Source organism: Vagococcus changpingensis (assembly GCF_058211775.1).
In genome coordinates this window covers 493,370-506,715 of the sequence record NZ_JBYVZB010000001.1, presented here as the reverse complement: position 1 = coordinate 506,715, position 13,346 = coordinate 493,370, and the positions used below count along the sequence as shown (strand labels likewise).

The following is a 13,346-nucleotide window of genomic DNA, read 5'->3' as shown; positions in this document are numbered from 1 at the left end:
AGGAAAAAGAGAGGAATGAATGACAATGGCTGAAATGACATATTTAGAGGCAATTAATTTAGGAATATCTGAAGAAATGGCTCGTGACGAAAAAGTTGTAATCTTTGGTGAAGACGTAGGTGGAGATAAGGGTGGCGTGTTTGGTGTAACAAAAGGTTTAGCAGCCAAATATGGAGATAATCGCTGTTTTAACACACCATTAACTGAAGGATTGATTGGTGGATTAGCTGTTGGTTTAGGTGTTATGGGATACCGTGCAATTGGAGAATTCCAATTTGCTGACTACATTTTACCAGCGACAAACCAAATTCTATCTGAAGCTAGAACAATGCGTTACCGTACTAAAGGTGATTGGACAGCGCCAATTGTTTACCGTACGCCTTATGGTGGTGGAGTTCGTGGTGGATTATATCACTCTCAATCAACTGAAAAAATCTTTGCTGGTCAACCAGGATTACGCGTGGTTACACCGTCAAATCCATATGATGCTAAAGGAATGATTAAAGCAGCGATTCGTTCAGACGATCCAATTATCTTCTACGAACATAAGCGTCTATATCGTTTGTTAAAAGCTGATGTTCCAACTGCTGATTACATTGTGCCAATAGACAAGGCAAACGTTGTTCGTGAAGGTAGCGACATTACAGTAATTAGTTATGGAATGATGTTACAATACGCTATTTCTGCAGCTGAAAAACTTGCTAAAGAAGGCATTGATGCAGAAATTGTTGACGTTCGTTCATTGTATCCATTAGATAGAGAAACACTAGTTAACGCGGCTAAGAAAACTGGAAAAGTTTTGTTAGTAACAGAAGACAACAAAGAAGGAAGTATTATGAGTGAAATCGCAGCAATGATTTCTGAAGATGCGTTATTTGATTTAGATGCACCAATCAAACGTTTAGCTGGTCCTGATGCACCAAGTATGGGATATGCTTTAACATTAGAACGTGAATTCTTAGTAAATGAAGACCAAGTAATCGAAGCAATGAGAGAATTGGCAGAGTATTAAAAATTTAGGAGGAAGTTAGTTATGGCTATTAAAGAAATTAAAATGCCCAATTTAGGGGAAAGTGTTACGGAAGCAAGTGTTGTTTCATGGATTGTTAAACCAGGTGACACAGTAAAAAGATATGATCCATTAATGGAAGTTGTATCAGATAAAGTAACGACTGAAATTCCTTCAGACTTTGCTGGTGTTGTGAAAGAAACATTAGTTGAACTAGATGTAGATGTTCCAATCGGTACCTCTTTAATGACGCTTGAAGTTGAAGGCGAAGAGGATTCAACACAAGAAGTTGAAGAAATGAAAGAGGAAGTAAAAGAAGAAGTAATCGCATCTTCACCTGCTCCAAAAGCGAAAAAATCTGTTAATAAAGCAGCAGGACGTTTCTCTCCAGCAGTGGTTCGTTTAGCGCAAGAAAAAGGTATCGATTTAAATGATGTTGAAGGTACTGGAAAAGATGGACGTATCACTCGTAAAGATATTATGAACTTTGATCCAGCTAAAGTAGTTAAATCAGAGCCAGTTGTTGAAGAAACAGTTATTAAAGTTGAAGAAACAACAACAGCACCAAAATCAGAAACAGCATCACCAGTTGCAACATCAACTGCTTCTCAAGACGTTGTACCGGCTGATGGTGTAAGAAAAGCAATCGCTAAGAAAATGGTACAAAGTGTTAATGAAATTCCTCATGCTTGGATCATGGTCGAAGCTGATGTAACAAACATTGTTAATTTACGTAACAAAACAAAAGATGAGTTCAAGAAAAATGAAGGGATGTCTTTAAGCTTCTTCCCATTCTTTGCTAAAGCTGTTGTACAAGCAATGAAGAAAAATCCAAAAATCAACACATCTTGGGATAATGGAAACATTGTTTACCATAAAGACATTAACTTATCAATTGCTGTGACAACTGACGAGCATTTATATGTTCCAGTAATTCACAATGCTGATAATTTATCTCTAGCTGGTATTGCCAAAGAAATTAACCGTCTAGCAACTGATGTAAGAGATGGCAAATTGCAAGGAAAAGATATGCAAGGTGGCACATTTACATTGAACAATACTGGTACTTTAGGATCAGTTCAATCAATGGGAATCATCAATCACCCACAAGCAGCTATCTTACAAGTTGAATCAATTAATAAACGTATTGTTCCAACTAAAGATGGTGGATTCAAAACAGCAGATATGGTTAACCTATGTCTGTCAATCGACCACAGAATTTTAGATGGACAACAAGCAGGTCAATTCTTAAGAGATGTGAAAGAAAACCTAGCTAACTTCTCATCTGAATCTGATATCTACTAAAAAACTATCATTATCTATTAAACTGTCATGTAAAGAATTAGATTTCTCAATTTACTTTGGGAAATCTCCTTCTTTCTTTAAGTAAGTGCAATCATTCTCAAACTAATTTAAAAATAATATTAATAGGAGTTTTTGATATGACAAAAGCAGAAGAAACAAAATTATCCCCACGCCTATTTCTTAATAAGGTTTTAGCAGGTACAGCTCAAGGTACGATTATTGCCTTGATTCCAAACGCGGTACTAGGAGCAATTTTAAAATATTTCTCACAATATGACATTATACAAATGATTATCCATGCAGGACTTATTTTCCAATTAGCGACACCACTGATTATTGGTGCGTTAATTGCTCATCAATTTGGTCTTAGTCCGGCAAAAATGATGATAGCAGGTGGTGCAGCATTTGCTGGATCAGGTGTGATTAAATTTAATACTGAAGTGAGTTCGTATGTTGGAGCTGGAACAGGTGACATCATTAATATTATGATTACAGCTTCTGTCGCTGTTTTAATGATGCTATATATTGGAAGTAAATTTGGTTCTGTTGAAATTATTGCGATGCCTATTGTTGTAGGGATTGGTGCAGGTTTAATTGGGATGTTAACTTATCCATTCGTGACACAAATCACTGTAGCAATTGGAAAATTAATTAATAACTTTACTGATTTCCAACCAATTGTGATGAGTATTTTAATCGCGTGTTCTTTTGCCGCACTGATTATTTCACCAATCACAACAGTCGGAATTGGTTTAGCCATTGGATTAAACGGCGTATCAGCCGGTGCAGCCGCTATGGGAATAGCAGCTACAACGATTGTATTAGTTATCAACTCATGGAAGATTAATGAGTCAGGTGTGACATTAGCTATTGCATTAGGCGGAATGAAAATGATGATGCCTAACCTATTTAAATACCCAATCATATTAGTGCCAGTGTTATTTACAGCGGTGATTTCAGCAATCCCAGTTGCATTATTAAATGTATCTGGTACACCACAATCAGCTGGTTTTGGTTTAGTTGGTCTTGTTGGACCACTAGCATCACTTGATTCAGGGTTAAACATATTCCTATTAATTATTTGCTGGTTCTTAGTTCCAATTGCTGCTGGATTGTTATCTAAATTTATCTTTGAAAAAGTTTTAAAACTTTATGATAGCAAAGTAGTCTTTGCTTACCAAGGTTAGTTTTGCTTAATTGCTTGTATGAAGTCTTCTATATCAGAAGTGATATTAAAGTCTTTTCTTAAAGCAATACCAATTGGAAAATGAGCATATCTATCTTTAAGAGGAATCCACTTAACATTGTCACTTTTTCCAACAATTTCATATTCAATTGGTAACAAGCAGATGGAGTCGTTTTTTTGCAAACTATGAATTAAAACTTGCAGATCATCATTTTGCAAAATAATATTAGGCTCGTATCCAAAGAAACGACTTCTTTCTAGTAGTAAACGGCCAATCATATACTTCGTTGATAGAGATGAAAAACGTTGGCCTTTTAAGTCATTGAACGTCAATTCATGTTTCTTAGATAATGGATTATTTTCAGGAACAACGACATAAACGTTATAACCTTTTGTTGTTGTTTCTAATGGCTCTATATTTATTTGTTCTGGATGATTATTTGGAAAAGAGATTAAACCAATATCAATTTCCTTATTTTTAAGTTTAGTTTGTAATTCAGGTGATCCATCTTGAACGATATTTAAATCTATGTATGGATGCGTTTGCAAAAATGTTGAAATTTCTTTCATAAACTGTACAGAGAATAGGGTCGTTAAACCAATCTTGATTCGTTTTTTTTCAGTTCGATCATTCATTTGATGAATGTCTTCAATCAATTGGTCGAACTGTTCAACGATATCAACCCCTTTTTTATATAAGTAAGCCCCAGAAGTTGTTAATTGGAATGGTTCATCAGTATGAACAAATAATGATGTATTTAATTCGCTTTCAAGCTTTTTTATAGAAAGTGACAAAGTTGGTTGTGTGACAAATAAGTTTCTTGCAGCACTAGATAGGTTTCTAGTTTGAGTAATTTCAATAAAATATTTTAATTGTTGAATATTCATAATATTATGGACCTCTTTTCAAAATAACGTTCATATTTTTAAATATACGTTTATTATATTAAATATATAATATAATACAATACATTTGTAAACGATTTATACTTATAATAACATAAAGATTGAAAAATATTAATAAGAATAATTGGAGGAATTATAGATGAATATAGTTATTGCAGGTGCTGGAGCAATGGGTAGCCGTTTTGGTATTATGTTAAAACAAGCAGGAGAAAATGTTATTTTAGTTGATGGTTGGCAACAACACATTGACGAGATTAACCAAAATGGATTAAAAGCCAATTTTAATGGAGAAGAAATAACAGAATTTATCCCAGCTTATAATCAAAATGACTTGTCAGAGGTTGAATTTTCAGCTGATTTAGTTATTTTATTTACTAAAGCAATGCAACTAGATAACATGCTTCAATCACTTGATAATATGTTAGGTAAAGATACCATCGTGTTATGCCTGTTAAATGGTATTGGGCATGAAGATGTGATTAAAAAATATGTAGATTATGACAATATTTTGCTTGGAAATACAATGTGGACAGCTGGTATGGAAGGACCAGGTAAAGTGACTTTATTTGGTAACGGAAGTATTGATCTACAAAATTTGGGTGAAGGTAAAGAAGATGTGGCACAAAAAGTAGCTGACGTGTTAACGAATGCAGATCTAAATGCTAGAGTATCTCAAGATATTTTAACGTCAATTTATCGAAAAGCATGTGTAAATGGTACGATGAATGGGCTTTGTACTATTTTAGATTCTAATATGGCAGATTTTGGTGATACATCAAGTGCTAATACAATCATTAAAAAAATTGTTTCTGAATTTTTAGCGGTTGCTCGTGTTGAAAATGTTTTTTTAGATGAAGAAGCTGTTATTGAACAAATTAATGGTTGTTTTAATAGAGAGACAATTGGTTTACACCATCCTTCAATGTATCAAGATTTAGTTATTAATAATCGTTTAACAGAAATTGATTACATCAATGGTGCAATTGTTCGTAAAGGAAAAGAATATGGTATAGAAACACCTTATTGTGAATTTTTAACTTTATTAATTCATTCCAAAGAAGAAATTGTTGGAGCAAAATAAAAAACATCACAGTTTGAATTTTATGTGAACATATAAAATTTAAACTGTGTTTTTTTGTTGAATATTATATAGTTTGTTTAGTCAAACCTTTAGTTTGTTCATTAAAACTTCTTTATGTAAGCGTTATTATATTAGTGGAATAAAATTATAATATTCGGGGGAAAAATAATGCATAAAAAAAGAATGACACACTCATCAATGATTATTATGTTAATGTCGACAGGTTTAGTGGTTTCAGGATGTTCTAATAGTAAATCAGCCAATGACTTTGTCTATTCAGAAACACCATCAAGCAAAATAGATCGTGGGATGGATAATCAACCAGAATCTTCTTATTGGTTCCCGGAAGATTTTTTAGCGTGGGATGTTACTAAAGATTCAGATGCAAAATATAATGTCAGTAATATTCCGTTAGCAAAACGAGTAGATAAAAAAGAATTAACACCATCTAATGATATTCAGGATAAACAAACGAAAGTGGTTGCTTTATCGATTATGAATAGCAGTACAAGTGGTAACGCCCCGTTTGGTATTAATACATTTGATGCCAATGTTTTTTCTTATTGGCAATACATTGATCAGTTGGTTTATTGGGGTGGTTCTGCAGGGGAAGGAATTATTGTTCCACCTAGTCCAGATGTGATTGATGCCTCTCATAAAAATGGCGTGCCGGTTTTAGGAACAATCTTTTTCCCACAAACAGAGCATGGAGGAAAAATTGAATGGCTAGATGAATTTTTACAAAAAGATAATAAAGGTCATTTTCCTGCAGTTGATAAAATGATTGAGGTTGCAGAAACATATGGATTTGATGGCTGGTTTATCAATCAAGAAACAGATAATCTTGTGACTAGTTTTGATGATGTAAAAGATGGAAAAGAAACAGAGAAGACGACAGAAGATGGTTTAACAAAAGAACATGCTACTTTAATGATGGAGTTAATCAAAGAATTTAAAGAAACAGCACCAGAAACATTAGATATTATGTGGTATGATTCGATGACATCTGAAGGCAAAATGGATTGGCAAAATGCTTTAACAGATGAAAATAAATCGTATCTTGTTGATAGTCAGATGAATCCGTTATCTGATTCCATGTTTTTAAATTTCTGGTGGAATACGGAAAAATTTGCCAAAGATAATTTATTAAAAGAATCGAATATTAAAGCACAAAAAGAAGGGATTGATCCTTATTCACTTTATGCAGGGATTGATGTTCAGGAAAATGGTTACTCAACACCTGTTAAGTGGGATTTATTTATGAATGAAAAAGGGAAACCTTATACATCGTTAGGTCTTTATGTTCCAAGTTGGACGTACGCTTCAACAGATAACCCTGATGATTTCCAAATGAAAGAGAATATTTTTTGGGTAAATTCCCAATCAGATCCAAGACAAGCCGTATTACCAAAAGAGGGCGAATGGCCTGGTATTTCGACATTTTCTATCGAGCAAACAGCGATTACTAGTGTGCCATTTAAAACGAATTTTAATCTAGGAAATGGTTATAATTATTTCATTGATGGGGAAAAAGTCTCTAGTAGAAATTGGAACAATCGAAGTTTACAAGATATCATGCCAACATATCGTTGGGAAATTGATCATGGCAAAGGAAATGAAGGGAGCATGTCGATTGACTATGCCGATGCTTATAACGGAGGGAATTCACTAAAATATCGTGGAAACATGAAGAAAAATGCCACCAATACGATTCATTTATATCGAACAGATATGACCATAGATAAAAATACGAAGATATCTACAACGGCTAAAGCCAATGAAGAAACAGAATTAAATCTGGTTGCAACATTAAAAAATGGTAAAAAACAAGTTCTTAGTCCAAATGGAGCAATTAAGGAAGATTGGACACGAGTGACTTATGACACAGATAAACTAGTTGGAAAAACGATTACTGATATCTCTTATGAGTGGAAAACAACATCAGATGCACCTGATTATGAGTTTAAGTTGGGTGAATTGGCTATGTTACCAAAAGAAGAAAAATCAGTGATGGATGTTAAAAAGTTAACAATAGAAGACGCCATATTTGATGAAGAAGAAAGCAATTTTGCTGGTGTGCGCTTAACGTGGGAATCAGATAAAACAGATGGTCTAAGTCACTATGATATTTATCAAGTGAACGATGATAAGTCTCGCTCCTTTATTGGTGCAACACTATCAACTACTCACTATATCAATGCATTAGAAAGAGTAGGAGAATCGAATAAGACAACCCTTGAAGTTGTGCCAGTTGATGTATTTGGTAAAAGAGGAAAACAGACAGAAACAATCGTTTTGGAATGGCCTGATAATAGTTTGCCAAAAGCCGACTTTACAGCATCACAAACATTAATTGCACCAGGTAAAGAAGTAACATTTATTAATCAATCAACAGATAATGCTGATGAACTTATTTGGGAATTTGAGGGTGGTGACATAAAATCTAGTACTAAAGAAAATCCAGTTGTAACCTTTGAGAAAGAAGGAAGTTATAAAGTTAAATTAACAGCTAAAAATAAATCTGGTGAGTCAGTGATGGAACAAGAAAAATTCATTGTTGTGAGCGAAGAAATCAAAGATGAACTTGAAAAGTTATCGACAAAAGACAGTCAAGTTGAAGCATCATCATTTATCAATGATGGTGAAGCCCCACAATTTGTTTTAGACGGTAATTTAGAGACAAAATGGTGTGCAGTTGGCTCAGCACCACATGATATTACAATTGATTTAGGTGCTGTTAAAACAGTAAGCCAAGTAAACATGTTCCATGCAGAAGCAGGTGGAGAAAGTCCAGATATGAACTCAAAAGCTTATAAAATCGAAGTGAGTGAAGATGGAAAAGAGTTCAAACAAGTTAAGCGTGTTATTAGTAATGCTGCTGCTGAAACAACAGATACCTTTGCACCAGTTAAAGCACAGTATGTTCGAATTACACTTGATAAACCAAGTCAAGGTGCCGATTCAGCTGTCAGAATTTATGGTATTGATATTTTGGGTATGTAAGAGTAAACACAAAAAAAGATTAACCTTTAATGAAAGGGTTAATCTTTTTTTGCTTTTTGATATTCAGATTTTAGTAAACTATATCGGTTTAAATTGACGAAATGATGTTGCCTATAAATATCTTCTCTATCCACTCCATCAAAATGAAAACCTGATTTTTTAGCTACTTGGTTGCTTGCTATATTAGTCTCTTCAGCAACTATAACCAATTTATTTAATTTTAAGTTATTAAAAGCAATGTCAGTTAGACATTTGACACATTCTGTCATGATATTTTTCCCATTGTAATCATAATCCAGCCAGTAGCCAATTTCAGCCTTTTTATGAGTTGTATTGATATTGTGGAGGTCAATACATCCAATAATTTTTGTATTATCCAAAATAAATAAAACAACCTCTTTTTGTTCAGCTTCTTGCTTAATTGAGCGAGCGATGAAATGTTCACTATCTTTTACGACATTAGTGAAAGCAACAAAATCGAGAAATGTTTCTAAATGTTCTTTATTTTTTCTAACAAGAAGAAAAAATTCTTCAGCCATATGGCATTCAGGTTTAACTAAAGCAATCGTCGAATTGACAGGTAATTTAAAATATAGCAAACACATCACGTCCTAACATTTCTTTAAAGTATATCATAAAAATAAAAAACAATGAATATTATTTTTATAGCATGTTAAATAAAAAAGCATTAGTTATTTTTAAAGGTTTTTTACTGATATAAGTAACATATACTTTAATAATAGAATAACTATTATGTATATAGCGCTATCAATCCAGAATGTTCGTTTTATAACCGAACCTTTTAAGGTATAAATGAGTTATTTGTTAAAGTTTACGTTTTTTTTACATAAACTTTACAATTCAAATCTATACTTTAATTAATCAGTAAAATAACTGATGAAGAAAAGGAGAGAAAAAAATGAGAAAGTCTAGGTTCACCTCGCGTTTGTTGGTAGTGTTGGCGAGCACAATGCTATTTTCTGTTTCAGTTGGAGCTGAAACAGCACTGGATAAAGCGCCAGAAATTAACGCTTCAAGTGTGACGAATAATAATAAAAAAGTATTATTTGATAACACACATGGCCAAACAGCAGGAGCTGCTGACTGGGTTATAGATGGAGCATTTTCAGATTTTGCAAACGCTTTATCGGAAAAAGGGTATTTTGTGAAAGAATTAAGGAAAACACCCCCCATTACGCTCTCAGATTTAGAAGAGTATGATGTATTTGTTTTACCCGAAGCAAATATTCCTTACAAAATTGGTGAACAACAAGCTATAGCTGATTATGTTAGCCAAGGTGGAGCTGTCTTTTATATAGCTGATCATTATAACGCTGATCGCAATAAAAACCGTATTGATTCAAGCGAAGCATTTAATGGGTATCGACGTGGTGCTTATCAAGATATGACAAAAGACATGACAACTGAAGAAAAAAACTCAGATGCTATGAAAGATGTTAAAAGCAGTGATTGGCTAAGTGACACATTTGGTATTCGTTTTAGATACAATGCACTTGATAATATTAATAATAAAACACAAGAATGGATTATTGAGGATGCATTTGGTATTACAGAAGGCGTAAAAAAAGTAGGCCTCCATGCTGGAAGTACTTTAGCAATCACTGATAATACTCGTGCTAAGGGTTTGATTTATCCACCTAAAGGATTAACAAGTGCCAATAAATGGGGTCACGCTGTTGATGAAGGAGTTTATAATGGTGGTGGGATTGAAGAAGGACCTTATGTTGCCATTAGTAAACGTGATCATGGTAAAGCAGCCTTTTTAGGTGACACATCTTTAGTTGAAGATGCATCACCAAAATATTTAAGAGAAGAAAATGGAAAATCTAAAAAAACATATGATGGATTTAAAGAAGCTGATGATGAAAAGATTTTGATGCAATTAGTTGACTGGTTATCAGAAAAAGAAACCTATAAAACATTTACAGAAAGTGGTACTGTGCTATCAAGTATTACAAAAATTCATGATTATGAAGTACCAGAAAAGACAACTGAACCTCAAGATGAGCCGTGGGCAGCGCCACAAGCTAACTATAAATGGTTTGATTCTAAAACATTTGCACCAGGTAGTTTTGGTTCAGCTGAAAAAGCACAAGCACAACCATCAACTTCAGTTGTTTTTACTGATAAGCCAGTAGCAAATAAAATAAATAAAGCAACTATTAAGATGGAAGGGTTAAAACCAAATTCAGTCGTATCTGATTATCAATTTGGCGTCTACACCCCAACTGCTCAAAATGGATTTGAACTTGGAAATCAAGTGGCGAAAACAAAAGTTGCTGATAAAGCACTAAGCGAAAAAATAGGATATTCTGAAAAATTCTCTGTATCTGCTGATGATAAAGGTGCAGCAAGTATAGAAGTTGAGTATTTAGTTGAGTTTGAAGGAGAGTATAATTTCCGAGTGAAACTTGGCAAAAATAATGTGTTAACACAAGGCATCACTATTTCAAATGGCGCAACAGAAACACCGATACCTCAACCAGAAGAGGAGAATAAAACATTAGACTATAGTGTCATTGGGCAAATTCAGTTTAAAAAATCAGATGATGCAGTAAAACCAGTAGACCCTGAAAACCCAAATGAACCACAAACACCACTTAATCCTGATGGGACTGAAACTAAACCAGGTACTGGTGGATTATTATCGGTTGATTATGCGTCAAGTTTTTCTTTTGGACAACCAACGATTGAGCCAACGTTGAAAAACTATGGAGCATTTGCTCAACGATTTAAAGAAACGGATGCTTTACGTGGTAATTATGTTCAGGTAACAGATAAACGCGGAACACAATCAGGATGGGTATTACAGATTGTACAAGATAATCAGTTTAAATCATCAACCAATGATGAATTGACTGGAGCGAAATTAACATTAGGGAATGGTCAATTGAATTCACCTAATATGTTACAAGATGGTTATGATGTGAAAACAATGCCACAACATTTAGCGCATCCATTAAAAGCGACTGATGCTACTTTATCTGGAGGAATGGAATTAATTCCAGGACAAAGTCAAATTATTTTAAAAGCAAATAAAGGTCAAGGAATGGGGACGTGGGTATTGTCTTATGGTCAAAGTAAAGACAATAATATAGGTCAATTAAACGCAAATGATGCTAGTCAATCATCTGTTATTTTAACTGTTCCAAGTACGGCAAATCCAAAAGAAACAGTTTATCAATCAAATATTACTTATAAATTATCAATGGTTCCAACACCATAAGGTCAAATGTTAGTCGATAGACTAGAAAAACACTAGTCTGTCGATTTTTATGTTTATTAATTAAGGAGAATGAAGATGAAAAATGTACGAAAAATTGGTTATGTAATGGTATTATTTGTTTTGATAAATATGTCGTTTTCAATTGTAACATACGCCAATCAAGTTGGATTTTCAGTAGCACCAGTATTACCATCTAATCAGATTGATAAAGAAAGTGGGTATTTTCATATTCAATTAAAAGCAGGAAATAAGCAACAATTAAGCGTTGAATTGAAAAATCATACAGAAAAAGAAATGGTCTTAAAAACATCTGTTGCGAGTGCAACGACGAATATCAATGGTGTGATTGATTATAGTCCAACAAAAAATAAAGTTGACGAGACGTTACCGATAAATTTATCAAAGCAAATAACAGTAGATAAAATAATTACTTTATCCCCTAAAGAAGAAAAAATAGTGTCAGTTAAAGTGAGCATGCCAAATAAAGATATTCCAGGAGTTATAGCTAGTGGTATCTCTTTTGAAGAAGAGGGGAATGTTAAATCGAATCAATTATCTAGTCAAACAACGGTTAATAATAAGTTTTCTTATGTACTAGCGTTGTTGATGCAACAGTCAGCCAGTATTGAGACACAACCTGAGTTAAAGTTAGGGAAAGTTAAAGCGATGGAACTGAATACTAAAACAAGCGTATCGGCACCTATTAGAAACTTATCTTCAGCTTATTTAAATCAAGTAACGATTAAGAGTACGTTAACAAAAAAAGGAAGTAACGAGCCTTATTATGAATACAAAAAAGAGCAAATGCAGATTGCACCTAATTCAATTTTTGAGTTTCCGACTTTTTTAAATGGTAAGAAATTAGAAGATGGAGAGTATTTTTATAAAGCAGTGGTTAGTGGGATGACAGGAGAATTAAATAAAGAAGATCAGGAACGATTAGAGTGGGTATTAACAGATACAATAAACATTGATCAAAAACAAGCTAAGGAACTAAATGAATTAGATGATTTAGTAACAGATAAAACGGTTGGATTAAATAAATGGTTAGTTTTAGCAGTTAGTTTAAATGTCCTTCTAGTATTAGGGATTGTTAGTTACTTTTTGTTTGCAAAGAAAAGAAATAAGTAAATTAGACTAATTTTTTTGAAATTTAGTTATTTTATGGTAGGATACCAACAGTAAAATAATCTGATAGGAGAGTAAATATGAGATTATGGCATGAAGTATTAATACCTAAGTTACCAAGGCAACAACTACTAGGTCAGCATAGAGAGTGTTGTGCGCTAAGAGGTAAAGGGTGGGGAAAACCACATTCAACTGTTAATTATGTGTTTGATCATAGCCCGTATAAATTAGTGCAATACCATTGGTTGATTATGAACGAGATGGAAAACAGAGGTTATAAACCTGATACACTTTGGAAACATCCTTTGTATAGAGGGAAAGCAATTGATGCTTATACAAAGTTACCAGAAGTTCCAATAGAAACCCCAATTTATCCGGAGCACCATGATGACTACTTAAAAGAATGTTTAGATAATTTGGCTGAAAAAGACATTTATTTATAAAAAAACAATCAAATGCCGTCATGTGCATTTGATTGTTT

Annotated in this window: 10 protein-coding genes; 8 read left to right on the top strand and 2 right to left on the bottom strand. The window is 33.5% G+C overall.

Going from position 1 to position 13,346, the window contains the following annotated elements; genetic code table 11:
- Positions 1-25: 25 nt before the first annotated feature.
- The 3 genes from AC37UB_RS02525 to AC37UB_RS02515 all read left to right on the top strand — a co-directional run bounded on the left by AC37UB_RS02525 (position 26) and on the right by AC37UB_RS02515 (position 3,501).
- Entirely contained in the window at positions 26-1,012 is a 987-nt protein-coding gene (locus tag AC37UB_RS02525; protein WP_117973184.1) for an alpha-ketoacid dehydrogenase subunit beta, read from the top strand.
- A 21-nt stretch (positions 1,013-1,033) separates the two neighbouring features.
- Complete coding sequence (locus AC37UB_RS02520) at positions 1,034-2,314, top strand: dihydrolipoamide acetyltransferase family protein (protein ID WP_117972840.1); 1,281 nt, start codon at positions 1,034-1,036, stop codon at positions 2,312-2,314.
- Positions 2,315-2,451: 137 nt separating this feature from the next.
- On the top strand, positions 2,452-3,501 hold the full coding sequence (locus AC37UB_RS02515) for a PTS sugar transporter subunit IIC (RefSeq protein WP_117972839.1): 1,050 nt from the start codon (positions 2,452-2,454) through the stop codon (positions 3,499-3,501).
- Here AC37UB_RS02515 and AC37UB_RS02510 read toward each other — a convergent pair.
- Complete coding sequence (locus tag AC37UB_RS02510) at positions 3,498-4,388, bottom strand: LysR family transcriptional regulator (protein WP_117972838.1); 891 nt, start codon at positions 4,386-4,388, stop codon at positions 3,498-3,500. The two genes, AC37UB_RS02515 and AC37UB_RS02510, sit on opposite strands and share 4 nt — an antisense overlap.
- 157 nt (positions 4,389-4,545) lie before the next feature.
- Here AC37UB_RS02510 and AC37UB_RS02505 point away from each other — a divergent pair, with 157 nt between their 5' ends.
- Both AC37UB_RS02505 and AC37UB_RS02500 read left to right on the top strand, forming a co-directional pair.
- On the top strand, positions 4,546-5,487 hold the full coding sequence (locus AC37UB_RS02505) for a 2-dehydropantoate 2-reductase (protein ID WP_241699067.1): 942 nt from the start codon (positions 4,546-4,548) through the stop codon (positions 5,485-5,487).
- Between the two features lie 168 nt (positions 5,488-5,655).
- Positions 5,656-8,490, top strand: coding sequence for an endo-beta-N-acetylglucosaminidase (locus AC37UB_RS02500; RefSeq protein ID WP_490685293.1), 2,835 nt, complete (start codon positions 5,656-5,658; stop codon positions 8,488-8,490).
- 38 nt (positions 8,491-8,528) lie between these two features.
- Here AC37UB_RS02500 and AC37UB_RS02495 read toward each other — a convergent pair whose 3' ends face one another.
- Positions 8,529-9,089: a GNAT family N-acetyltransferase gene (locus AC37UB_RS02495; protein WP_241699065.1), complete on the bottom strand. Its 561-nt coding sequence runs from the start codon at positions 9,087-9,089 to the stop codon at positions 8,529-8,531.
- A 320-nt stretch (positions 9,090-9,409) separates the two neighbouring features.
- Here AC37UB_RS02495 and AC37UB_RS02490 point away from each other — a divergent pair, with 320 nt between their 5' ends.
- From AC37UB_RS02490 to AC37UB_RS02480, 3 genes are all read left to right on the top strand, one after another.
- Positions 9,410-11,737, top strand: a complete 2,328-nt coding sequence (locus tag AC37UB_RS02490; protein WP_117972835.1) for a WxL domain-containing protein — start codon at positions 9,410-9,412, stop codon at positions 11,735-11,737.
- 75 nt (positions 11,738-11,812) lie between these two features.
- Complete coding sequence (locus tag AC37UB_RS02485; protein ID WP_241699063.1) at positions 11,813-12,868, top strand: WxLIP family cell surface protein; 1,056 nt, start codon at positions 11,813-11,815, stop codon at positions 12,866-12,868.
- A gap of 77 nt (positions 12,869-12,945) precedes the next feature.
- Positions 12,946-13,308: a TIGR02328 family protein gene (locus AC37UB_RS02480; protein WP_241699062.1), complete on the top strand. Its 363-nt coding sequence runs from the start codon at positions 12,946-12,948 to the stop codon at positions 13,306-13,308.
- The last annotated feature ends 38 nt before the right edge of the window (positions 13,309-13,346 follow it).

Excerpts from the sequence above, each read along its gene's own strand:
- AC37UB_RS02525 (WP_117973184.1), top strand. The coding sequence starts at position 26 with ATGGCTGAAATGACATATTTAGAGGCAATTAATTTAGGAATATCTGAA.
- AC37UB_RS02520 (WP_117972840.1), top strand. The coding sequence starts at position 1,034 with ATGGCTATTAAAGAAATTAAAATGCCCAATTTAGGGGAAAGTGTTACG.
- AC37UB_RS02515 (WP_117972839.1), top strand. The coding sequence starts at position 2,452 with ATGACAAAAGCAGAAGAAACAAAATTATCCCCACGCCTATTTCTTAAT.
- AC37UB_RS02510 (WP_117972838.1), bottom strand. The coding sequence starts at position 4,388 with ATGAATATTCAACAATTAAAATATTTTATTGAAATTACTCAAACTAGA.
- AC37UB_RS02505 (WP_241699067.1), top strand. The coding sequence starts at position 4,546 with ATGAATATAGTTATTGCAGGTGCTGGAGCAATGGGTAGCCGTTTTGGT.
- AC37UB_RS02500 (WP_490685293.1), top strand. The coding sequence starts at position 5,656 with ATGCATAAAAAAAGAATGACACACTCATCAATGATTATTATGTTAATG.
- AC37UB_RS02490 (WP_117972835.1), top strand. The coding sequence starts at position 9,410 with ATGAGAAAGTCTAGGTTCACCTCGCGTTTGTTGGTAGTGTTGGCGAGC.
- AC37UB_RS02485 (WP_241699063.1), top strand. The coding sequence starts at position 11,813 with ATGAAAAATGTACGAAAAATTGGTTATGTAATGGTATTATTTGTTTTG.
- AC37UB_RS02480 (WP_241699062.1), top strand. The coding sequence starts at position 12,946 with ATGAGATTATGGCATGAAGTATTAATACCTAAGTTACCAAGGCAACAA.